This is a genomic window from Williamsia sp. 1135 (assembly GCF_002095395.1).
Classification (GTDB): Bacteria; Actinomycetota; Actinomycetes; order Mycobacteriales; family Mycobacteriaceae; genus Williamsia.
Window position 1 is genome coordinate 79433 of sequence record NZ_MJEI01000102.1, and the last position, 22997, is coordinate 102429.

General features: G+C 65.5%; 21 protein-coding genes. 5 read left to right on the plus strand and 16 right to left on the minus strand.

The window, feature by feature from the left end:
• Positions 1-3: 3 nt before the first annotated feature.
• From BFL43_RS20915 to BFL43_RS20960, 10 genes are all read right to left on the minus strand, one after another.
• Positions 4-1263 (minus strand): alanine racemase, encoded by a 1260-nt coding sequence (locus BFL43_RS20915; RefSeq protein ID WP_084894383.1) that lies wholly within the window; start codon positions 1261-1263, stop codon positions 4-6.
• Positions 1260-2513 (minus strand): MFS transporter, encoded by a 1254-nt coding sequence (locus BFL43_RS20920; RefSeq protein ID WP_084894384.1) that lies wholly within the window; start codon positions 2511-2513, stop codon positions 1260-1262. The genes BFL43_RS20915 and BFL43_RS20920 overlap by 4 nt, the downstream gene beginning before the upstream one ends.
• Complete coding sequence (locus tag BFL43_RS20925) at positions 2510-3136, minus strand: TetR family transcriptional regulator (RefSeq protein ID WP_084894385.1); 627 nt, start codon at positions 3134-3136, stop codon at positions 2510-2512. The genes BFL43_RS20920 and BFL43_RS20925 overlap by 4 nt, the downstream gene beginning before the upstream one ends.
• Positions 3137-3250: 114 nt before the next feature.
• Positions 3251-4252 carry an enoyl-CoA hydratase/isomerase family protein gene (locus tag BFL43_RS20930; protein WP_084894387.1) on the minus strand — a complete coding sequence of 334 codons (1002 nt, stop codon included), beginning with the start codon at positions 4250-4252 and terminating at the stop codon, positions 3251-3253.
• Positions 4253-4266: 14 nt separating this feature from the next.
• The gene (locus BFL43_RS20935; RefSeq protein ID WP_084894389.1) at positions 4267-6075 is read right to left on the minus strand and encodes an ABC-F family ATP-binding cassette domain-containing protein; all 1809 of its coding nucleotides are present in this window, start codon (positions 6073-6075) and stop codon (positions 4267-4269) included.
• Positions 6072-7010, minus strand: coding sequence for a 4-(cytidine 5'-diphospho)-2-C-methyl-D-erythritol kinase (locus BFL43_RS20940; RefSeq protein WP_084894533.1), 939 nt, complete (start codon positions 7008-7010; stop codon positions 6072-6074). The genes BFL43_RS20935 and BFL43_RS20940 overlap by 4 nt, the downstream gene beginning before the upstream one ends.
• Positions 7011-7034: 24 nt before the next feature.
• Positions 7035-7898 carry a 16S rRNA (adenine(1518)-N(6)/adenine(1519)-N(6))-dimethyltransferase RsmA gene (gene rsmA, locus BFL43_RS20945; RefSeq protein WP_084894391.1) on the minus strand — a complete coding sequence of 288 codons (864 nt, stop codon included), beginning with the start codon at positions 7896-7898 and terminating at the stop codon, positions 7035-7037.
• A gap of 34 nt (positions 7899-7932) precedes the next feature.
• The gene (locus BFL43_RS20950) at positions 7933-9054 is read right to left on the minus strand and encodes a resuscitation-promoting factor (protein ID WP_084894535.1); all 1122 of its coding nucleotides are present in this window, start codon (positions 9052-9054) and stop codon (positions 7933-7935) included.
• A gap of 49 nt (positions 9055-9103) precedes the next feature.
• Positions 9104-10003, minus strand: a complete 900-nt coding sequence (locus tag BFL43_RS20955) for a TatD family hydrolase (RefSeq protein ID WP_084894393.1) — start codon at positions 10001-10003, stop codon at positions 9104-9106.
• Position 10004: 1 nt separating this feature from the next.
• Positions 10005-10847 carry a PhzF family phenazine biosynthesis protein gene (locus tag BFL43_RS20960; RefSeq protein WP_084894537.1) on the minus strand — a complete coding sequence of 281 codons (843 nt, stop codon included), beginning with the start codon at positions 10845-10847 and terminating at the stop codon, positions 10005-10007.
• Positions 10848-11029: 182 nt separating this feature from the next.
• Between BFL43_RS20960 and BFL43_RS20965 the strand changes: the two genes are divergently transcribed.
• Together BFL43_RS20965 and BFL43_RS20970 are read left to right on the plus strand one after the other, a co-directional pair.
• A complete protein-coding gene (locus BFL43_RS20965) occupies positions 11030-11356 on the plus strand; it encodes a GNAT family N-acetyltransferase (RefSeq protein WP_084894395.1) in 327 nt (108 codons plus the stop codon).
• The gene (locus tag BFL43_RS20970) at positions 11353-12300 is read left to right on the plus strand and encodes an alpha/beta hydrolase (protein ID WP_084894396.1); all 948 of its coding nucleotides are present in this window, start codon (positions 11353-11355) and stop codon (positions 12298-12300) included. Before BFL43_RS20965 ends, BFL43_RS20970 begins: the two co-directional genes overlap by 4 nt.
• A gap of 25 nt (positions 12301-12325) precedes the next feature.
• Here the strand turns inward: BFL43_RS20970 and BFL43_RS20975 are convergent, their stop codons facing one another.
• Positions 12326-12736, minus strand: coding sequence for a TIGR03668 family PPOX class F420-dependent oxidoreductase (locus BFL43_RS20975; protein ID WP_084894398.1), 411 nt, complete (start codon positions 12734-12736; stop codon positions 12326-12328).
• A 155-nt stretch (positions 12737-12891) separates the two neighbouring features.
• Between BFL43_RS20975 and metG the strand changes: the two genes are divergently transcribed.
• Together metG and BFL43_RS20985 are read left to right on the plus strand one after the other, a co-directional pair.
• A complete protein-coding gene (gene metG, locus BFL43_RS20980) occupies positions 12892-14445 on the plus strand; it encodes a methionine--tRNA ligase (RefSeq protein ID WP_084894539.1) in 1554 nt (517 codons plus the stop codon).
• A 7-nt stretch (positions 14446-14452) separates the two neighbouring features.
• Complete coding sequence (locus BFL43_RS20985) at positions 14453-15628, plus strand: aminodeoxychorismate synthase component I (RefSeq protein WP_240498394.1); 1176 nt, start codon at positions 14453-14455, stop codon at positions 15626-15628.
• Positions 15629-15632: 4 nt separating this feature from the next.
• On the opposite strand, the gene rsmI is transcribed toward BFL43_RS20985, so the two are convergent.
• Positions 15633-16481 carry a 16S rRNA (cytidine(1402)-2'-O)-methyltransferase gene (gene rsmI / locus BFL43_RS20990; RefSeq protein WP_084894399.1) on the minus strand — a complete coding sequence of 283 codons (849 nt, stop codon included), beginning with the start codon at positions 16479-16481 and terminating at the stop codon, positions 15633-15635.
• A gap of 97 nt (positions 16482-16578) precedes the next feature.
• Here rsmI and BFL43_RS20995 point away from each other — a divergent pair, with 97 nt between their 5' ends.
• On the plus strand, positions 16579-18129 hold the full coding sequence (locus tag BFL43_RS20995; RefSeq protein ID WP_240498400.1) for a phospholipid carrier-dependent glycosyltransferase: 1551 nt from the start codon (positions 16579-16581) through the stop codon (positions 18127-18129).
• An 89-nt stretch (positions 18130-18218) separates the two neighbouring features.
• Here BFL43_RS20995 and BFL43_RS21000 read toward each other — a convergent pair whose 3' ends face one another.
• From BFL43_RS21000 to BFL43_RS21015, 4 genes are all read right to left on the minus strand, one after another.
• Positions 18219-19937 carry a BCCT family transporter gene (locus tag BFL43_RS21000; protein WP_084894401.1) on the minus strand — a complete coding sequence of 573 codons (1719 nt, stop codon included), beginning with the start codon at positions 19935-19937 and terminating at the stop codon, positions 18219-18221.
• A 107-nt stretch (positions 19938-20044) separates the two neighbouring features.
• Complete coding sequence (locus tag BFL43_RS21005; protein WP_084894545.1) at positions 20045-20419, minus strand: GntR family transcriptional regulator; 375 nt, start codon at positions 20417-20419, stop codon at positions 20045-20047.
• Between the two features lie 2 nt (positions 20420-20421).
• Positions 20422-21642 carry an arginine deiminase gene (gene arcA / locus BFL43_RS21010; RefSeq protein WP_168176694.1) on the minus strand — a complete coding sequence of 407 codons (1221 nt, stop codon included), beginning with the start codon at positions 21640-21642 and terminating at the stop codon, positions 20422-20424.
• A gap of 43 nt (positions 21643-21685) precedes the next feature.
• Positions 21686-22888, minus strand: coding sequence for an MFS transporter (locus tag BFL43_RS21015; RefSeq protein ID WP_084894405.1), 1203 nt, complete (start codon positions 22886-22888; stop codon positions 21686-21688).
• Between the last annotated feature and the right edge of the window lie 109 nt (positions 22889-22997).

Genomic DNA, 22997 nt, shown 5'->3' on the forward strand with positions numbered 1-22997 from the left:
CGCTCACAGAAAACACTTCCCCTCACCTCGGTACGTGGGCAACTCGCCCACCACCGCGTCACCGTCGACGATCAACACCGCGTTCACGTGCTCACTGAGCTCGCCGGATTTGGTGTGGCGCAACCACACCCGATCACCGACGGTCAGCCGCCGCGCCCGCTTGCCCTGCAGTGGAGTCTGCACCTCTCCGGCCGCCTCGCGCGTCACGTACTCCAAACCCGGTGGCCAGACCGGCAACGGAAGCCGGTCGGGCCCGGGCGGACCGGAGGCGATCCATCCCCCACCCAGGCACGTCACCATCCCCCGCGCGGGGACCCGCGCCACCGACAGTGCAAAAGACATCGCGGGGGCAGGCTTGAAGTGCGCGTAGTTGTCGAACAGGTGACCACCGAAGAAGCCGCTGCCCGCCGCGATGTCGGTGATCGACGGATCGAGCGCAGTCGCCTCGATCGACCCGGTACCTCCTGCGTTGACGAACTCCAGGTCGGCAATCTCTCTGATCGCCGCCACGACTGCACTACGGCGCTCGATGAGCTCGATCATCGAACGTCGCTGCATGTCGCCGATGATGCTGTTGCGCAGCCGCTTGCCCGGCACCTCGTTCCCGACCCCGGCGACCTGTGCCTCATACGACATCACGCCCACCAACGTCATCCGCTCTCGGCCGACGATGTTGTGCGCGAGTTCCACCGCCTGTGCCTCGGTGCGCACCGGAGATCGCCGTACCCCGATATGACCGAGCAGCGGCGTCTTGTACGAGGCATCGAGGTCGATGGCAATCCGTACGTCGCCGGACGCGCCGGAGATCGCCCTCCCGATCAGCCCGAGTTGTTCCACCGAGTCCACCAGCAGGGTGACCCGCGCCGCGGCAACCGGATCGGCCACCAGCGCCGCGATCGCGCGCGGGTTCGGTGACGGGTATCCGACCAACACATCGCTGATGCCACCCGTCGTCGCCAGCCAGTGCGCTTCGGCCACGTCGTAGGCGAGCACTCCGGCAAATCCTTCGACAGCCACGATCTGCTCGATGACCGAGCGCACCCGCAACGACTTCGACGCCACCCGGATCGGCACTCCCGCGGCCCGCGCCCGGAGATCTGCGAGGTTGTGTCGCAGGGCGGACAACTCGAGGACAGCCACCGGGCTGTCCGCAGCGCCGTAGGCTTCAACGGCATGATCGATTGCACCCCAATAGCTCTCGGGGTCGGCGTCCCAAGGCCACTGCGGCCGCATGACCGCGCTGCCGAGATCGAGATCGGTCATCGCACACTCCTGACCTGCAGCACCGAGATCCCGCCGAGCACTCCGAAGATCGCGGAGGCAACGAACAGTCCGGCGAATCCCGACGTCGCGTGCACGATCCAGGCACCCAGGAGCGGTCCCAACGCCTGCGGTACGGCCATCGCTATGTTCATGATTCCCAGATCTTTTCCGTAGTGGTCGGCGTCGGGTAGTACCTGGGTGGCCAGTGCCTGGTCGACGGCGAGGAAGCATCCGAAGCCCGCGCCGAGAAGGGCCGCGGCGACCATCGTCGAGGGCAGACTCGGGATCACCGCGATGACCACGGCCGCGACCCCTTGCAGCACGCCGGCCACCAGGACAAATGGTTTGCGTCTGCCGATCCGGTCACTGAGTACACCCGACATCACCGACGCCCCGATGACGAACACCATGTAGACGGCGGTCAGCAGCAGCAACGACATCTCGGGATCGGAGACCTCGAGGCCGAACTGCAGGTAGAAGAACAGCAGTGAGGTGCCCAGGGCGTTGCCGATGTTGACGAGGATCCGGCCGAGCAGTGTCCACCCGAAGTCGGGTTGCTCGCGTGGTGAGATCCAGAGTTCGGACAACAGGTGCCGGGCGGTGACCCGGGCCCGATCATGCTGCGGCACAGCCGCATCCTCGACGAACCACAGAAACGGTGCCACGAGGACGATCAGCAGCACCGCGAGCACCGCGTACCCGGCGAGGAACCCGAGCGCGAGTACCGACAGGATCGCGATGCCGACGATGGTGCCGATCGCCTGTGGCGCGGACACCCAACTCGAGACGACCCCACGTTGATCCACCGGGACCTGATCGCTGATCATCGCGGTCAATGCGGCCGACGCGGCACTGAAACCGGTCAGCGCCAGACACCAGCAGATCGCCAGACCCCAGTAGGTGTCTTGCAGCCCGAGCAGGATGAGCCCGACCGCGAAGAGCAGGACGCCACCGAGTATCCACGGCCGCCGCCGGCCGAATCGACTCCTGGTGCGGTCGCTGAGTGCACCCGCCAAGGGGAAGGTGATCAGTGCGCACAGCGCCGACATTCCCGAGATGGTGCCGAACGTGGTGACGCTCTCTTGCCAATTATCTTGGCGCAGTTGGTCTCCGAATCCGAGCCACTCGTTGATCTGCTCAGGCAACGACAGTTGGAACGGCGCGAGTTGCGCCATCCAGATGCCGACCCACGCCAGGGCGAACAGACTGATCCACCGGTTCGAGACCCGGTTCGGGGTGAGCACCGTCATCGCGGTGTCACATGCCCGCGCAGCATGGCGACCGTCGAGTCGATGATCCGCTCGGCGACGTCGCGGTCGCCGGTGTTGAGATAGGCCAGGGTGAGGCCGTCCGTTGCAGCCACCACCAGCGGCGCCAGCTCCTGCGGGTCCGTTGCCCAGCAGACGTCCATCGCTTCGGCGGCCGCTTCGAGCGAGGCCTGGGCGATCTCGTAATAGCGCTCGTACAGGCGCCGGGCGAAATGCTCGAGCCCCGCGGTGCGACGTGCGTACTGGGCAAGGGTGATCATCGCGGCTTCGCGACCCGGGTCTGCGACGACGCTGTCGAGGTACGACGTCAGACCCGCCTTGAGAAGCTCACCGATATCGTCCGGCAGAGTCCACGGGTCGACCGATCGGGCCGGCGGGGTCAACGGGGCGGTGACGGCCGCGAACTCGTCGGAGGTCCCCCGCGCGACCAGTTCGGCGAGCAGCTCGTTCCGGGATTCGAACGCGTAGTGGAAGCTCGCCAACGACATATCCGCCTCGGCGCTGATACGCCTGGTGGTCGCAGCTTCGACCCCGTGATCGGCTATCACTCGGAATGCGGCCGCGACCAGCAGGTCTCTGCGCCGCTCCACCGAGATCCTCGCCACGCTCGCGCCTTCGCTCGATCGAAACTGGGTCAAACGACCCAGTTGTTCAACGAGAGTAGGCGACGAACGCGGCCGGTGCCGCCTGAACCGCGGTACCGACCGGATATGAACGCGTCAGCCGATGATCCGGGTGACCAATTCGGGGTCGACATCGCGCAGGTCGGCAGGACTGAACTCCGGGTTGCGATCTTTGTCGACCAGCACCGCACGGACGCCTTCGGCGAAATCCGGGGTCCTGGTGATCTGTTCGGCGGCGTGCAGCTCTCGCTCGAGACACTCATCGAGAGTGGAACGCGCGCCGAGTTCGATCATCGCCGCGGTGACCACGAGGCTGGTCGGTGACGCCTGCTCGAGCAGGGTGACCATCTCGGCCGCCCAGTCGTCCCCCACCGCGCCTCGCAGACCGCCGATGATGGCGTTCACCGGATCGTCGCTGAAATACTCGGCGATCTTTGCCAGCGGGAGGTCGGTGCGGGACGCATCTTCGGCGCGCCCGTTCAGCGCCTGGGCCAGCGGGGTCCCGGAGCGGATGGCGTCGGCCAACTCACCGATCTTGGCACTGGGGACGTAGTGCGTGGCCAGACCCACTGCGACGGCGTCCGCACCGCGCACGCGGGCCCCGGTGAGGCCGAGCCAGAGTCCGACCCCGGCGGGCAGGCGCGGGAGGAAGTAGGTCGAGCCGATGTCGGGCATGAAGCCGATGGCCGTCTCCGGCATCGCGATCACGGCCTTCTCGCTCACCACGCGCACCTCCCCGTGCACGCTGATACCGAGCCCACCGCCCATGGCCGCGCCGTCGATCAAGGACACGTATGGCTTCGGATACTCGGCGACCAGTTGATCGAGTTCGTATTCCGCGCTGAAGTAGCGCGTCACGGCCGCAGTGTCACCGGCGACGGCAGCGTCGCGGATCGCCCGGATGTCACCACCTGCGCAGAACGCCCGATCGCTTGCCGAGGTCACCAGCACCAGTTCCACCGACGGGTCGTCCGCCCACTCGGTGAGGATGGGGAACATGTCGTCGACCATCGTCTGGTCGAGCGCATTGAGCGCCTTCGGCCGGTCGAGAATGATCTCGCCGACACCGTTGCCCACCGACGTGCGGATGAAAGACACCGATCTTCTCCTTCTCAGCCGACTTCTTCGGCAAGTTCGAGCCACGACTCTTCGGCGGCTTCACGCTCTGCCACAACAGATTTGAGTTCCACACCCAGCTCGATCAAACGGTCCGCGTCAGTGCCTGCCGCCGCCAGCTTCTCGTGCAGTTCTTTTTCTTTGACGACCAGACGCTGCACCTGACGTTCGACCTTCTTGAGCGCCTTTTCCATATCGCGCTGTGCGCCAGAACCTTTGCCGCCAGAGTTCTTGGCGGCCGAGCCCTCTGACCGGGCGGACGGCGCCGCAGACACCGCCGCGGGACCGGAGGCCAGCTTCGTGAGGTACTGCTCGATGCCGCCGGGCAGGTTGGTCAACTTCTTGTCACCGAACAGCGCCCAGGTGCTCTCGCAGATGCGCTCGATCAGGAAGCGGTCGTGGCTGATGACCACGAGGGTCCCGGCCCAGTTGTCGAGCAGATCCTCGAGCTGCTGCAGGGTGTCGATGTCGAGGTCGTTGGTCGGCTCGTCGAGAAGCAGCACGTTGGGTTGGGCCATCAGCACCCGGGTCAGCTGCAACCGGCGGCGTTCGCCTCCGGACAGATCTCCGACCGGGGTGCGCTGGCGCGCCGGGGTGAAGCCGAGGCGTTCGGCCAATTGGCCTGCAGACACGTCCTTGCCGCCCAGCTCGATGCGACCGGCGACGTCCTCTACTGCCTCGATCACGCGCATGTTGGTGGGAAGGTCGTCGAGTTCCTGACGGAGCCAGCCGATTTCGACGGTCTGACCTTCGATGCGTTTGCCGGCGGCCGGGGGGACCTCGCCGGCGAGAGCGCGCAGCAGCGTCGTCTTGCCCGAACCGTTGATGCCCACCAGACCGATCCGCTCGCCGGGCGCGAGCCGCCAGGTGAGCTCTTCGACCAGTACCCGGCCGTCCGGGGTCGTGAGGGTCGCGTCTTCGAGCTCGATCACGACCTTGCCGAGTCGACGCTTGGCAAAACTCGCCAGCGCCACCGAATCTCGAGGCGGTGGTACGTCCGCGATCAGCTTCTCGGCCGCCTGGATGCGGTACTTCGGCTTCGAGGTACGGGCGGGCGGGCCACGACGCAGCCAGGCAAGTTCTTTGCGGGCCAGGTTCTGGCGACGTTCCTCGGCGGCGTCGGACAGCCGCGTCCGCTCGGCGCGGGCGTAGACCCAGTCGTTGTAGCCACCCTCGTAGCTCTCGACGGTGCCGTTCTGCACTTCCCATGTGGTGGTGGCGACGGTGTCGAGGAACCAGCGGTCGTGTGTCACGACCACCAGTGCGCTGCGCCGGTTGACGAGATGGTCTGCCAGCCAGGCGATGCCCTCGAGGTCGAGATGGTTCGTCGGCTCGTCGAGGATCAGCAGGTCGAGGTCTTGCACCAGTGCTGCCGCCAACGCGACGCGGCGGCGCTGCCCGCCGGAGAGTGAGGTGACCGGAGTGTCCAAACCCAGTGCGCCGATGCCGATTCCCGCGAGCACGGAACGAATGCGGGCGTCGCCTGCCCATTCGTGCTCGGCGACGTCGAGCGGACCCAGCACGATCTGCCCGATGGTGGATTCGGGCGGCAGATGCCCTCGCTGGGTGACGACCGCCATGCGCAAGCCACTGCTGCGGGCAACCCGGCCGCTGTCGGGCGGCTCGAGCCCGGCCAGGATCTCCAGCATCGTCGTCTTGCCGCCGCCGTTGAGACCGACGACACCGATGCGGTCTCCTTCTTGAACGCCGAGGCTCACCGATTCCAGCAGGGGTTTGATGCCGAACGACTTGCTGATGTTCTCGACAGAGATCAGGTTGGCGCCTTGCTTTCGTGCCGATGTCATAGCGAACCGTCGATCAGTCGGGCGCCGGCCACCGGGCCGGTCGCGGTACGTACTGCGCGGCACACGCCGGCGCCGGACAGCTCGGCGGCCGTCGCGACCGCAGCATCGGAATCGGTGCACAGGAACGCACACGTCGGTCCGGAGCCGGAGATGATGCCCGCGAGGGCGCCGGCATCCACTCCTGCACGCAGGGTTCGGCGCAGCGCCGGGCGCATGGACAGCGCCGCCGGTTGCATGTCGTTGTGCAGCAAATCCGCAACTCTCCTCGGGTCCCCGGAAGCGAGCGCCTGCAGCAACTCGTCGGGTGATTCTGTGTATGTGCCGGTGTCGTCGGCGGACGAATAGTTCTCTCGCAGATGATCGAGCTCGCGAAAGACGTCGGGGGTACTGAGGCCTTCTTTCGCCACCGCCAGCACCCAGTGGTACTCGCCGCGCGAGAGCACGGTGGTGAGTTTTTCACCGCGGCCGGTGCCGAGCGCCGTCCCGCCACGGAGCGAGAACGGAACGTCACTGCCCAATTCAGCTGCCAGATCGCGCATCTTGTCACGGCCGATGTCCAGGTGCCACATTCGCGCCAGCGCCACCAGCGTGCCTGCGGCATCAGCGCTGCCGCCGGCCATACCGCCGGCCACCGGGATGCCCTTGGCGATCGAGATCGCGGCCGCGGGTTCGCGGCCTGCGACCCTGGCCATGAGTTCCGCTGCCCGCCACGCCAGGTTCCTCCCATCGACGGGGACCTCCCGAGCGCTGTCACCGGTGACGGATATCGACAACTCGTCGGCCGGAACCACCGAGATGGTGTCGGAGAGCGAGAGGGCCTGGAACACCGTCGTCAGTTCGTGATAGCCGTCACGGCGTGGCAAACCCACGCCGAGGTGCAGATTCACCTTGGCGGGTACCCGGACTGTGACGGGGCGGGGGACGACAGACAACACGGTGTCCAAGTCTATGCGGCCCGTCTAATCGAGCTGCGCGGCAAGCGCCACGTAGTCTTCGATCGCGAGCCGTTCGCCGCGCAGTCCCGGGTCGATTCCGGCACCACGAAGCCACTCCTCGGCCTTGACGGGCGATCCGGCCAAGCCGGACAGGGCACCGCGTAAAGTCTTGCGCCGCTGGGCAAACGCCGCGTCGACCACGGAAAAAACCCGCTTACGATGCGTCTCGTCGACTGGCCAAGGGGCCTCCGGGTAGCGGCGAATGCGCACCAAACCGGACTCTACCTTGGGTTCGGGCCAGAAAACGCTGCGGCCGACCGAACCGGCCTGCGACACCTCTCCGAAAAATCGCGCCTTCACGCTCGGGACGCCGTAGATGCGGCCACCAGGGCCTGCGGCGAGACGTTGCGCGACCTCCAATTGCACCATCACCAAAGCAGTCTGGATGCTGGGCAGTTCGGACATGAGGTGGATCAGCACCGGCACCGCGACGTTGTAGGGCAGGTTCGCCACCAGTGCGGTCGGCATGGCAGGCAGGTCGGCTGCTGTGACCTTGAGCGCATCTCCGGGTATGACGGTCAGCGCGGCCGCCTGATCCGGCGCACGATCGGCCACCGTCTCGGGTAGACGTCCGGCGAGGACCGGATCGATCTCGACGGCGAGCACCCGACGAGTGGTCGCAAGCAACCCCAGAGTCAGCGAACCCAGCCCAGGTCCGACCTCCAGCACGATGTCGTCACCGCCGACACCGGAAGCGGCGACGATGCGGCGCACGGTGTTTGCGTCGTGCACGAAGTTCTGACCGAGCGTTTTCGTGGGCCGGATGTCGAGGTCTGCCGCAAGCTCACGGATCTCCGCGGGGCCCAGGAACAACGGCGTCGCACTCACCGCGCGCCTTCAGGTGCGGTGGGGGGAATGGTCGTCAGCCCAAACCGAGTTTCGACGAGCAGGAAGGCCATGCGCCCCATCCTTGCGCGGCCTGGGTCTTGGTGGCAATTGCGATCTGCTCCTCGCGGGTCGCGAGGTCGGCACGCGGTGCGTATTCCTGCCCGCCCCAGCGGTCCCAGGTGTTCTGATCGAACTGCACGCCGCCGTAGAAACCGTTGCCCGTGTTGATGGCCCAGTTTCCAGTCGCCTCGCACTGCGCAAGCCTGTCCCAGACCGAGCCCGGCGGGACGTAGGGGGCGCCCGGTTTGGTGCCGATGGCAACCTCGGCGGCGATCGGCTCCACCTGGACCTCGGCCGAGAGCTTCTTCTTTTCGGTCTCTTCACCGTTGACGGTGGTCACGGAGTACGTGACCTCCTGCTCACCAGGTGTGCCCGGCTTCTTGACGATCTTGCGACCGGAGATCAGCTCGGGGTCATCGGTCTTGTTCTCGGGAGGTGCCACCGGTTCGGTCACCGTCACCTCTTCGGTGCGGATCCGGGTCACGGTGATGTCCATGTTGTCGGTCACCGGGGTGTCTGCGGCCGGGGTGACCTCATCGGTCGGCGCCAACGGATTGCCGGCGTCCTCGAGCAACTCGGCGACGGTCTTCGCGGCGATGGCCTTGACGGTTTTGTCTTTGCCGTCGGTGAGCGTGACCTTCTTCGGGAGCACCACGTTCACCGTGCCGCCGAAGACCGGGAGCTGCTCGGTGGCCGGACCCTCGATGTCGTTGGCGGCGGAGTCGAGGTTGACCTCCGCGAGCGCGGCCTCAACGGTCGTCGCGGTCGTCTTGATCTCTTTCGGCTGCCCGTCGACATTCACCGTCAGCGTCTTGAGCCTGTGGAGAGTGATCGTCTCACCGTCACCCACACCGGAGTCGGGGCCGGGCGCAACCAGGTCGCCGTCGGCCGGGTCGAGACCTTGCTCCTCGAGAATCCCGTCGACCGAGCCACGCATCGTGGCGACCTCGACGACCTTGCCGTCGACGTCGATCTTGACGTTCTTGTACATCGCGGTCCCCATGACGCCGCCGGCGATCAGCACGATGAGGATCATCGCGATGGCGATGCGCGGAGTGCGCGAGGTCGATTCGTTGATACGAGAAAACACAGACATGATCACAACAAGATAACGAGATGGTGTTGTTCGTGCAAAGCAACCTGCGTTATCGCAGGTCCAGTCGATATGCGCGGATCGCGTTTTCGGTAACAGACCGGGCAACGTGCTCTGGCGGGCACCCCCGCACCTCCGCCAGCGCCCTCGCGGTGTAAGGCAGGACGTACGGCTGATTCGGCTGGCCGCGATACGGATGCGGGGTCAGAAATGGCGCATCGGTCTCTATCAGCAACAGGTGATCCGGTACCAACCGCGCCGCAGCCTGCAGAGTGGTGGAGTTCTTGAAGCTCACCGTCCCGGCGAAGCTCAGCAGGTACCCACGCTCGACGCATTCGGCTGCGATGTTCTCGTCCCCCGAGAAGCAGTGCATGATCACCGTCTCCGGAGCGCCCTCGCGCTCGAGCACATCGAGCAGGTCGCGGTCGGCTTCGCGGTTGTGGATCATCAGCGGTTTGTCCACCCGCTTGGCGAGATCGATGTGCCACGCGAACGCCTCGTGCTGCTGCGGCACCGTCGCGCACTCGTCAGATTTTCCGGGCCAGTAGTAATCGAGGCCGGTCTCCCCGACCGAGACCACCCTGGGGTCGGCAAGCATCTGCTCGAGTTCGGCCTTGGCTGCGGCGTCGAGTTGATGGGCGTGGGTCGGATGTAGTGCAACCGCCGCGTAGGCGCGGTCATCCCAGCGCGCCGCGTCGACAGCCCAGCGGGCATCGACGATGTCGTCGGCGACCGTCACCACCGCTCTCACCCCGACCGCCTCGGCGTGGTCGAGGATCTGTGTCACCGACTCGGGGTCGCGGCCCCCGCAAGCCGCCAGATGGGTGTGGGCGTCGATCAGCGTCGGCAGCGGCTCCGGATCGGGCGGCGGGGTCCGGCGGCGCTCTTTCTTGAGCTGTTTGTTGCTCTTCTCTTCGGCATCGGCCTGCTGCGCCGGAGCTTGCTCGCTCATGTCAGAGATCGACCTCGCCCGCGATGACCGTCGAGCTGCGGCCGCCCACCCAGATGTTCGTACCGTCATCGTCGATGAACACCCGACCCGCCCGACCCAGGGCGGTGCCCTGCAACGCGACGTAGCGATCGGGAGCCATCTTCTCGGCGCGCAGCCAGGTCGCGAAGCCGGCGTTGAGGCTGCCGGTCACCGGGTCTTCGGGTACGCCGATCTCTGGAACGAACGCCCGGACCTCAAAGTCGGGACGGTCCTGCGGTCCGTTGTCTCGGTACGGGCCGATCAAACCGACGTGCAACGTCCCCAGGGCGGCGAAATCCGGGCGGACCTCGAGGACTCGTTGCGCCGAGGTCAGCAACAGGCCGATCCATCGGGGTCCGTTGTCCACCCAGTTGGATGCGACCACATCGGAGGGCCGCAGTCCGAGGGCGCGATGGATGACGTCGAGGTCGGCAGCGTCGACCGGGCCGGACCTGACCAGCGGGGGCGCCGCAAAGGCCAGGGCGTCACCGTCACGGCGGATGGAGATCAATCCGACTCCGCACTCCTGGATGATGTTGCCGGCCTTCGGTTGACCGCCAGCCCGCAGCCAGGCATGGGCCGAACCGAGCGTCGGGTGCCCGGCAAACGGCAGCTCTTCACCGGGCGTGAAGATGCGCAATCCGTAGTCGGCCGACGGATCACGTGGCGTGGTGAAGAACGTGGTCTCCGACAGGTTGGTCCAGCGGGCGAAGGCCGCCATCTGTTCGTCGGTCAAGCCGTCTGCATCGAAGACCACGGCTACCGGGTTTCCGGTGAGGGAGCCGGAAACGAACACATCGACTTGCTGGAATGAGCGGGAGGACATGACCAGATTGTGCCTTCCACGCTCTACGGTGTGCCAATGCACATCGACAGGCGTGGTGCAGACGACCCCGATGTGCGGCGTCTCGTCGGCGCCGCTCTCGCCGAGCTGCGCATTCGCTACCCCGGGGACGATGACCTCGATGCGGACCCGATCGCTGCGACGAGTGATCATTCGTCGCGTTCGTGGATGAGAAAGCAGCAGGGTGCGTCATCCTCGTCTCGGTGGGTCCAGACCTCGGTGAAGTCAAACGGCTGTTCGTCGACTCCGACTTCCGCGGACGTGGCCTCGCCCGGAACCTCATGGCCGAGGTGGAGAAGCGGGCCCGTGAACTCGAGATGTCGACGATCCGGCTCGAGACCGGTACCCGCCAGCCGGAGGCGATCTCGCTGTACGAGGCGCTGGGATATGAACCGATCCCTGGCTTCGGGCGTTATCGAGACAGCCCGCTCAGCCGTTGCTTCGCAAAAGCGCTTGACTCCACGGGCGATGCATTAGGGTCGGGCGGATGAGTGAGACCCAGCAGCATCCCGAGGGTGCGACCAGACATCACATCGGTACTGCGCAGGTCGGTGACATCACGATCGCGTACGAAGACCTGGGCGATCCGAAGGATCCCGCCGTCCTGCTGATCATGGGCCTGAGCGCTCAGCTCACCTTCTGGCAGACCGAGTTCTGCATGTCGATCGTCGAGCAGGGGTACCGCGTGATCCGCTTCGACAATCGCGACATAGGGCTCTCGACCCACCTGGACGGCGCGCGGGTCGGCGGCAACGCGTTGACAGGCCTGGCCCGGCTCGCCAAACACGAACTCGGGCTGCCCAGCGACGTGCCGTACACGCTGGTGGACATGGCGGGCGACGCCGTCGGACTACTCGACGCCCTCGGTATCGAGCAGGCTCACATCGTCGGCGGCTCGATGGGCGGCATGATCACGCAGGTCCTCGCGGGCAAGCATCCCGACCGGGTGCTGTCGGTCGCGATCCTGTTCTCGAGCACCAATGAAGCGTTTCTGCCGCCGCCGGATCCCCGAAAGCTGAAGGCACTGCTGACCGGGCCCGGAAAGGGTGCAACCCGCGAGCAGTACGTCGAGAACGCCGCGAAGGCGATGCGCACCATCGGCAGTCCCAAGTACGCGTTGCCGTGGGAAGAATCGTTGCGCCGGGCAGGGCTCGCCTACGACCGCGCACATGACCCGGCCGGGATTGTCCGGCAGACCGCGGCGGTCATAGGGACGGGAAGCCTCAAGAAGTACACGACCGCGATCACGGCACCGACCGTCGTCATCCACGGCAAGGTCGACGGGTTGATGCGACCGTCGGGCGGAAAGGCGATCGCCCGCGCGGTCGAGGGCTCCAAGCTGGTCCTCATCGACGACATGGGTCATGACATCCCCGAACCGCTCTGGCCACAGATCATCGCCGAACTCACCGAGAACTTCGCCCGCGCCAGCTGAGGAGCGACCAGAACCGCGCACTCGGTCAGCCGGAGTAGCTCCAGGACGACCACCGGGTCACGGCGATCGCGATGGCCGGGCCCTCGAGCGACACGGATCGATACTGGTCGTACTTGGCGCGCAGCAGGGTTCGGGCGCGGTCCACCTCGAGCCCGCTCGTGTGAATTGTCGCGACCCCGTCGACGCGGACCCACCACAGGTATTGCCAGTCGTCGTCGTAGTGGTCGACGAGGACACTGACCTGCGGCTCCGCCTCGATGTTGGCCAGTCGCCGCAGTCTGCTGGTCGACTTGGGCTTGCCGTCGACCGCGGTGTAGATGACGTCGCCCTCGCAGGCGAAAACGATCGGCACCAGGTGCGGGCCTTGACCGGGTGCGACGGTCGCCAGTACAGCCGAGCGGGCTTCCGCGAACCGGGACCGGGCTGTCTCGTCCATACCGGAACAGTAGTGGCCTGGCTCGACACAAAAGCACACTGTTCAGTCATATGCGCCTGGTGCAACGTGTGCTTGTGCCTGAACGGTGTGCATCTGTGGTGACTGTGACAGCCGGGTCCACCCGCGTTGCGAAGGCCGATAAGCTGTCACGCACCATGGCTTCTGCATCGAAACCGCCGTTCTACATCACGACGGCCATCGCTTACCCCAACGGCGCCCCCCACATCGGGCACGCCTACGAATACATCTCCGCGGACACCCTCGCCCGTTTTAAACGGCTCGATGGCCACGAGGTGCTGTTCGTCACCGGCACCGATGAACACGGTCAGAAGATGCAGCAGACCGCAGAGAAAGAGGGCATCGAGACCCGCGCGCTCGCCGACCGTAACTCTGCGGCCTTCCAGAAGCTGCAGGAAACCCTGGGCAGCAGTTTCGATCGCTTCATCCGGACCACCGACGCCGATCACCACGTCGCGTCGAGGGCGATCTGGGAGAAGATGAGCGCCAACGGCGACATCTACCTGGACAAGTACTCGGGCTGGTACTCGATCCGCGACGAGGCGTTCTACGCCGAATCCGACACCGAGGTGCTCGAGGACGGCACGCGCGTGACCTCCGACACGGGCACCGAAGTCGAGTGGACCGAGGAGGAGGCCTACTTCTTCCGGCTGTCGGCGTACCAGGACAAGCTGCTCGCGCTCTATGAGGAGCATCCCGAGTTCATCGGCCCGGTGACCAGGCGCAACGAGGTCGCCAGCTTCGTTCGCGGCGGGCTGCGAGATCTGTCGGTGTCCCGCACGACTTTCGACTGGGGCGTCAAGGTTCCCGGACACGACGACCACGTGATGTACGTGTGGGTCGACGCGCTGACGAACTACATCACCGCGGTCGGCTACCCCGACACCGAGTCCGAGAAGTGGAAGAAGTTCTGGCCCGCCGATCTGCACATCATCGGCAAGGACATCATCCGGTTCCACTGTGTCTATTGGCCGGCATTCCTGATGAGCGCCGGGATCGAACTGCCGAAACGCGTGTTCGCCCACGGCTTCCTGCTCAACAGCGGCGAGAAGATGAGCAAGTCGGTGGGTAACGTCGTCGACCCCTACGTGCTCGTCGAGGAGTTCGGCCTCGACCCCATCCGGTTCTTCTGCCTGCGTGAGGTGCCCTTTGGTCAGGATGGCTCGTACAGCCAGGAGGCCATCGTCGCGCGAGTCAATGCGGACCTGTCGAACGAGCTCGGCAACCTGGCGCAGCGCACCCTGTCGATGGTGGGCAAGTACTTCGAGGGTGTCCTCCCCGATGCGGTGAATCTCACCGATGCCGACAACGAGTTGCTCGCCAAGGCAGACGGATTGCTGGACCGTGTCCGCGTCGAATTCGATCAGCAGGCGATCCACTCTGCTCTCGAGGCGATCTGGGAAGTCCTCGGCGACACCAACAAGTACATTTCCGTCGAGCAGCCGTGGAAGCTGGCGAAGACCGACCTCGAACGCACCGGAACCGTGCTCTACATCTGCGCCGAGGTCGTCCGGATCACCACCTTGCTGGCCCAGCCGGCCATGCCGGACTCCACCGGCCGGCTGCTGGATCAACTTGTGGTCGATCAGGACTCGCGGACGTTCGACTCCATCGGCAAACGCCTCACGGCCGGAACAACGCTACCGAAGCCCACCCCGATCTTCCCCCGGTTCGAAGTCCCGAAGGACTGATCGTTCATTGCGCAGCGTTGAGCTCGGTCCGGCACCGGCCGCGGATGTGGTGCGCGCGCTGGACTTTCACACTCGGCGTCTGGGAATACCCGGTCCCGCGGCGCTGGTCGGCGATTGGCTCGACACCGACGCCGTGATCGCCCCGTCCATCTCCTTGCGTACCGGTGTCGACATCCCGGACGATCCTCAGGAGTTCTGGTTCGGCTACCGCAGCTTTCCCGATCGAGCCGACCGGGGCCCGCTGCCTCCTTCCGCGGGCGGCACGACCGACAGCGTGCTGCACCTCGATCGCACCGGCAGCTGGTGGTGGACCTCGCTGACCGGCCGCGCCTGCCCCGATTGGGTCCGTGCCTGCCTGGTCGAACACCACAGCCACGTGTGGTCGGTGAACTGGCAGCCGCCGCCTCAGCGTCCACACGTCGAAGCAATCGCCCTGTGTCTGGACGCGATACGTGCAGGCGAGGTCTACCAGGCCTGCATCTGCACCCGCTTCTCCGGGCGGATCGCCGGTTCGGTCGCGAACTATTTCGCCGATGGTGTCGCGGTCACCCGACCCCGCAAATCGGCCCTGCTCCAAGGGAACTGGGGATCGGTCGCATCCTTCTCCCCCGAGTCGTATCTACGGCGACGGGGCAATGTGGTGTCGTCCAGCCCGATCAAGGGAACCCTTCCCATCGATCTCGACCCGCAACTGCTCCGCAACTCTGCCAAGGACGTTGCCGAGAACATCATGATCGTCGACCTGGTCCGCAATGACCTGGGCCGAGTGGCCGTCCCGGGCACGGTGATCGTCACCGAGCTGCTGGACGTCCATCCCGCGCCGGGCGTCTGGCACCTGGTCTCCACGGTCCAGGCCACCACCACCTCAGCCGTGAGCAACACCGAACTCATCGAGGCCACGTTCCCGCCGGCGTCGGTCACCGGAACACCCAAGGTGCGCGCTCAGGAACTGCTCTCTACCTGGGAACCGTTCCCCCGTGGAATGTACTGCGGCGCAGTCGGCGTCGTCTCCCCCACAGCAGGCCTCGACCTCAACGTCGCGATCCGAACGGTGCAGATCACCCCGAACGGTTCGGCATATCTCGGCGTCGGCGGTGGTATCACCATCGATTCCGACCCCCTCGCCGAATGGCAGGAATGCCTCGACAAGGCGGCCGCCATCCTGGGTCTGCAGCCGACCTGACGGCCTAGTCCTGCCGCGTCGCCAGCACCGCTTCGTACAGGTCACGTTTCGATGCGCCGGTGGATGAGGCGACCTTCGAACACGCATCCTTGAGCCGGATGCCGTCGGCCGCCAGCCGCTCGACCCGCGCGATGAGGTCGTCGATCTCGGGTTCGGTGGCCACCGCTCCTTCGAGGACGACGGTGATCTCACCGCGCACCCCGTCCCCGGCCCAGGTGACGAGTTCGGCCAGTGTCCCGCGGCGCACCTCCTCGTAGGTCTTGGTCAGCTCGCGACAGACGGCGGCTCGCCGGTCCGGCCCGAGGACCTCCACCGCATCTGCCAGGCACTCGGCAAGCCGATGTGGCGCTTCGAAGAACACCGCTGTCCGCGCTTCCTCGACGTACGCCGCGAGCCAGGTTTTTCGCTGCCCGGACTTCCGCGGAGCGAACCCGTCGAAGCAGAACCGCTCGACCGGTAAACCGGACACCGCCAGCGCGGTGGTCACGGCGGAGGGTCCGGGCAGGCACGTCACCGGAAGACCGGCCTCCACACAGGCCACGACGAGCCGATAGCCGGGATCGGACACCGATGGCATCCCGGCATCGGTGACGACCAGGACGGTCGCGCCTGATCGCACCTCGTCGACGAGTGCGGGTGTGCGCTGGGCCTCGACCTGGTCGTAGTAGCTCACGACCCGGCCGCCGATGCTCACGTCGAGCCCGGACGCCAGGGCTCGGGTCCGCCGTGTGTCCTCGGCCGCGACCACATCGGCGGTCGCCAACGCCTCACGTAAACGCGGTGAAGCGTCGTCGAGGCGGCCCATCGGGGTCGCGGCAAGAACCAGTAGGCCCTGCGGTTGCGGAGAGTTCATCACTGCACAGCCTACGATTGGCCCCGTGACGTTTGCCCCGCCGCTCGTGATCTCCCCACCGGAGAACTCGATCTCAGCTCGCCGCGCAGCCGATGAGCTGCCCGGCACCTACGCCGAGGACCTCGGTACGAGCCCTGGCGGCAGCCGCAAGATCCCGGCGCCGGTGTTCGGTGCCACCGACCGGCGCCGCGGCTGGATCGTCGCGCTGATCCTGACGGCGATCGGCGCCGCGACCCGGTTCATCAACCTCGGCTCGCCCACCGACAAGGGCACCCCCGTCTTCGACGAGAAGCACTACGTACCGCAGGCGTGGCAGGTGCTCACCGGCGACAACTGGCTCGAGGACAACCCCGCCTACGGTCTCGTCGTCCATCCGCCGGTCGGCAAGTGGATGATCGCGGCGGGCGAGTGGATCTTCGGTTACGACGCGTGGGGCTGGCGATTCATGTCGGCGGTCTGCGGCACGCTGATGATCTTGATCGTCATCCGGTTGGTCCGGCGGCTGACCAGATCGACCCTCATCGGCGGCATAGCAGGCATCTTGATGATCTGCGACGGCGTCTCGTTCGTCAGCTCGCGGACCGGCCTGCTCGACATCTTCCAGATCTTCTTCGTCCTGGGCGCGCTCGCAGCGATCGTGTGCGACCGCGATCAGATGCGCGCTCGCATGCACAAGGCCTTCATGGAGGGCCGGATCGGCGATTCACCCTACGGGCCACGTTTGGGATTTCGGTGGTGGCGATTCAGCGCCGCGATCCTCCTCGGGCTGGCCTGCGGCACGAAGTGGTCGGGGATCTACTTCGTCATCGCCTTCGCCTTGTTGTCCCTGGGCTTCGACGTCGCGACGCGGCGGGCGTACCTGGTGCAGCGACCATGGCGCGGCGTCGCCGTCCGAGATCTGATCCCCACCGGCTTCTCGCTGGGTATCACCCCGGTCCTGGTCTATCTGGCCACCTTCGCGCCCTGGTTCGGTTCCGAGACCGCGGTGTACCGATACGAGGTCGGCAGGCAGATCGGCACCGGCGGGCCCTTCTCGTGGGTGCCGGACGCGTGGCGGTCACTCTGGTACTACGAATCAGGGGTTCTCGAGTTCCACTCGAATCTGACCAACAGCGACGGCAATCACCACCCGTGGGAATCGAAACCCTGGACCTGGCCGATGAGCTTGCGGCCAATGCTCTATTACATCGAATACGGTCCCGACAAGTGCGGTGAGTCCGAATGCGTCCGGGCGATGATGTTCATCGGAACGCCCATCCTGTGGTGGCTGGCCCTGCCGATGCTGAGCTGGGCGCTGTGGCGGATGGTGATCCGCCGCGACTGGCGCTACGCGGTCGTCCTCGTCGGCTATGGCGCGGCATTCCTGCCATGGTTCACCAACCTCGATCGACAGATGTACTTCTTCTACGCCGCAGCCATGGCCCCGTTCCTGATCATGGGCCTGGCGTTGTGCGCGGGCGACATCCTCGCGGCGGGACGGCGAGCCAGACGCAACGGTTACGAGTGGAAGATCATCAGCGTCGTAGGCGTGAGCATCTACCTGGGACTGGTGGTGCTCAACTTCATGTGGATGTGGCCGATCCTGACGGGTGAACCGATCTCACGTGAGATGTGGAACATGCAGATCTGGCTTCCCAGCTGGAGTTAGACAGAACAAACCCACCCGTTCTGGTCGAACCCAGGGGTCGTGGACCCCTGGGTTTGCCCAGAACGGGTGGGTTTGTCAGGTCGGGCGCGCTATTCGTCTTTCGATTTCCGAGATGAATCGATCGAGTCGGCCTGCGCCAGCTGTTCGGGGGTGATCGCGGAGAACTCACCCGACGGCAGCACGTCGTTCGAGTCGTCCGCGGCCAAGATGTTCGCGTGAGTCCGCAGATCGCGATCGAGGTTGCCCTCGTAGTGGGTCTGCGCGACGATCAGCGGATCTTTTCGCAGATCCATGTACAGCGAGACGCACATCAGGATCATGACGATGACAAATGGCAGGGCCGCGATGATGGCCATGGTCTTGATGCCCTGCAATGCGTCGTCGCCGCTCACCCACAACAGCAGTGCAGCGACCGCACCGGTGAGCGTGCCCCAGAAGATGGTCACGCGTTTGGTCGGTTCGTGCGCCCCTCTTTCTGACAGCGTCCCCATCACCAAGGAGGCGGCATCGGCCCCCGAGACGAAGAAGATGGCGACGAGGATCATGACGAGCACGGAGGCAATCCCGGTCAGCGGCAGGTTGCCGAGCATGTCGAACAGTTGACTCTCCGGCGTCTCGACATCGGCCAAGTTCTTGCCGTCCATCTGCTGCTTGATCGCTGTGCCACCGAAGATCGCGAACCACACCAGGGACACGATCGTGGGAACGAACAGGACGCCGACCACGAACTGACGGATCGTACGGCCGCGACTGATCTTGGCCAGGAACATGCCGACGAACGGGGTCCAGGAGACCCACCAGGCCCAGTAGAAGATCGTCCAGCCGGCGAGCCAGGTTTCGCCTTCGCTGTCGACGGTGGCACCCGAGCGGGCAGAGAAGGACGTGATGTCGTTGAGGTAGGTACCGATGGTGGTCGGCAGGACGTTGAGGATGAACACGGTCGGTCCGACGACGAAGATGAACAGCGCCAGGACGATCGCCAGCACCATGTTGGTGTTCGACAGCCACTGAATGCCTTTGGCGACACCCGAGACCGCCGATGCCACGAAGGCTGCGGTCAGGACAGCGATGATGGCGACCAGCAACAGCTTCGAGGGCTCGTTGAGCCAGCCGATCTCGACGAATCCCGAACCGATCTGTGCTGCACCGAGTCCCAGAGACGCGACGGTGCCGAAGAGCGTCGCGAAGATTGCGAGGATGTCGATGACCTTGCCGCCCCAGCCGTTGGCACGGTGACCGAGGATGGGCGCGAACACGGCGCTGACGAGCTGACCGCGACCGCAGCGGTACGTGCTGTATGCGATCGCGAGGCCGACCACGGCGTACATCGCCCACGGGTGGAAGCCCCAGTGGAACATCGTGGTTGCCATCGCAACCCCGACGTCGTCTGCGTTCTGACCGGGAGGGGCGTTGACGTAGTGCGTGAGTGGCTCGTTCGCGCCATAGAACATGAGCCCGATGCCCATGCCGGCGCTGAACATCATCGCGATCCAGCTGACCGTGTTGTATTGCGGCTTCTCGCCATCGCGGCCGAGGGGAATCTTGCCGTACTTGCTGACCGCGAGATAGATCGCGAACAGGACGAAGAACGTGGCCGAGAGGATGAACACCCAGCCGAGGTTGTCGGTGATCCAGGCGAGAATGTCCTGGGTCCTGGTGTTGAGGCTTTCTTTGTCGACGATGCCCCAGATCACAAAGGCGATCACCGCAGCGGCAGTCACCCCGAACACCACGAGGTCGATCCTCGGTTTCGGCCCGGGTACGTCAGGGGTAGGAACTGCGTCGGATGTTTCGGTCTTCAGTGCCATGAACTCAATAACATCAGTGTTGGCACTGTTTGTTCAACTTTTGTCGAAGATTAACTACTTGCCCGTAACCAATTCGCCGCCGATTTTCAATTCGGCAAACTTGTCGCTCACCTGCGCAAAGCCTGGTCCAACAGGGATTTGATGTGACCGTCGTCGACACGCAATTGTCGCAGGGTGGCAACATGCTCGACGGTCAGGAGTGCCGCGCGCTGAAGGGTCGAGTCAGCGTGGGCCTTGATGAACGAACCCTGCCGCCCCCTGGTCTCGATGACGTCGTCGGCCTCGAGTTCGCGATAGGACCGCGCGACGGTGTTCGGCGCGAGTGAGAGTTCCTGTGCGAGCGCCCTCACGGTGGGTATCCGGCTCCCGGCCAGAAGCTGTCCGGTGTTGACCAGTTCGATGACGCCGCGACGGACCTGCTCATAGGGCGCGATGTCCGAATCCGGGTCGAGTTCGAGGCCGATACCGCTTTCTCTGCTCATGATCACAACCGGTCACGCGACACCGGGCATGACATACAGCGGGGTCCGCCTCGTCCCGACCCCAGCTCGCTTCCGGCGATGGTCAACACCTCGATGCCCGAATCCTCAAGTCGGCGGTTGGTTTCGACGTTGCGGTCGTAGGCGACCACGACGCCCGGCGCCAGTGCCAGCGTGTTGTTCCCGTCGTCCCATTGCTCGCGTTCGGCGGTCACCGCATCCAGCCCGGTGTCGATCACCCGGAGTTTCTCGATGCCCATCGCTTCGGCCGCCGCCTCGACAAAGGGTTGAGGCCCGGTCACGGAGACCGAGTCGCCGCGGTGGATGGTGAAAGCGGACAACGAGTCCTGGATGACCGGGTACATGACGACGGCGTCGGTGTCGACCATCGTGCACACGGTGTCGAGATGCATCGAGGCGCGGCGCTGTTCGATGGGCACCGCCAGCACAGTGTGGGCCAAGTCATCGTCGAACAGGCTGCGTGCCAGCGCCTCCGCGCCCGCAGGGGTGGTGCGTTCACCGACTCCGACGGCGACCACACCCGGCGCGAGCAGCAGCACGTCGCCACCTTCGACCGGTGCGGTGTGGGACTCGTAGGCGCGACGCACCCCGAGGAACCTCGGGTGATGGGCGTAGATGAGATCGGTCAACGAGGTCTCTCGCACGCGTGCGGGCAACGCCAGGGAGGTGATCGCGAAGCGGTCCCCGATCCAGAACGAACTGTCCCGCGTGAACAACAGGTTCGGCAGCGGGTCGATGGCGAACTCGGCACCGTGATGCATACGCCACACCAGCGAGGACCGGACGGTGGCAGCTGATTCGGGCATCTCGTCGAAGGTCATACCCGCCATCAGCACCCGGGCGAGGTCGTCGGCCGACAGCCCCCGGAGTTCGGTGGAGAGATCCTGCGCGAGGTGGTGTCCCAGTCGACGCGGGCTGACGGCCGCCGCGATGCCCTGCATCCGGGCCGCGCCGCTGGTCTCGAACGTCTCCGTCAGCAGATCGCCGAGGAGCAGGACCTCGACGCCGCGACTGGTGAGCACATCCGCGAATGCGTCGTGTTCTTCCTGCGCGCGATCGACCCAGGGCAGTCCGTCGAACAGCAGTTGGTCGCTGTTCCGTGGGGTGAGTCGCCGCAATTCGTCACCCGGACGGTGCAGCATGACCGTGCGCAACCGGCCGACCTCGGAGTTGGCTCCCAATTGCGGTTGCTCAGCACTCGACACCCCAGAACCCGAAACGTCAGACATGAGGTCAACGGTAATGCGGTCAGCCCTCGTTCGCCCGTAAGTTGTCGGTCCCGCGCGGTGGCAGCGTCTCGCGGGCAAACATCCAAAAGATCGTGGCCACGAATGCGACGGCACCGGTGACGGCGAACGCGGGGCCGAAACCCCATTGCTGCGCGATGAATCCGGCGATCACAGGCCCGCTGATCGCACCCAGGTCGGCGACCATCTGATAGGACGCCAACGCCGGCCCACCCTGTCCACGTCCGGACAGGACGTCGGCGAGTGCGGCCTGATGGGTCGGCGCGAACAGCCCCGAGCCGATGCCCGCGACGAATGTCAGCGCACTCGCGACCCAGATGTTTCCGCTGTACCCGAGCACGGCGGTGGAGGCCCCCATCAACAGCAGTCCGGGCAACATGATGGGTCTTCGCCCCAGTGAATCGGACAGTCTGCCCGCCGCGATGATCGCGATGACGTTGCCTGCGGAGTACACGGCCAGCACCACCCCTGAGATGGCGGCCGATTCTCCGAGACCGTCGACGATGAAAAGCGGCACCAACGCCACCCGCACGCCCATCGAGGCCCAACCCTGGGTGAAGGCCGACGACAGGATCGCCCGATAGGCGCTATCGCGCAGCGCCTCCCCGAACGGCATCGCCACCTGGCCGTCACCGCCGGGCAGCGGGCGCCCGCCGACACTGCGCAACTGGGTGGCGATCACCGCCGACGCGATCAGCAACGCGATCGCGTAGACGACGAAGGGCATGCGGAGACCGAAGCTCACCAGTGCGCTGCCGACCAGCGGTCCCATGATGTTGCCCATCAGGAAGCCGGCACTGAAGTATCCCGAGACCCGCCCCCTGATGTCCGGTGGCGCCAGGCGGATCATCAACGCCGTGGCCGAGACGGTGAACATGGTCGAACCGATTCCACCGAGTCCCCGGAAGACCAGCAGTTGCCAATACGTCTGGGCGAAGGCGCACGCGAGGGTCGACGCCGCGACGATGAGCAATCCGCTGAGGTAGATCCGGCGCTCGCCGAGAATGCGGACCAGCCGTCCACTGGCGGGTGCGAACAGCAGTCGCATCACGGCGAACGCGGAGATGATCACCGACGCGGCTGTGTACCCGACGTTGAAGCTGCGAGCGAATGCCGGCAGTGCCGGCGCGATCAGACCGAACCCGAGGGCGATGACGACGTTGGCGCTGAGCAGAACCCATATCTCGCGGGGTATCTGCTTCACGTGGCAAAGCTACCGCCGGGGTGAGCCGAACCCCGAATCGCCCTGGCGAGGAGCGTGCGCATCCGGGGCCGACTCGACATCAAGGCCTTCTGAAGACCCCGTTATCGAT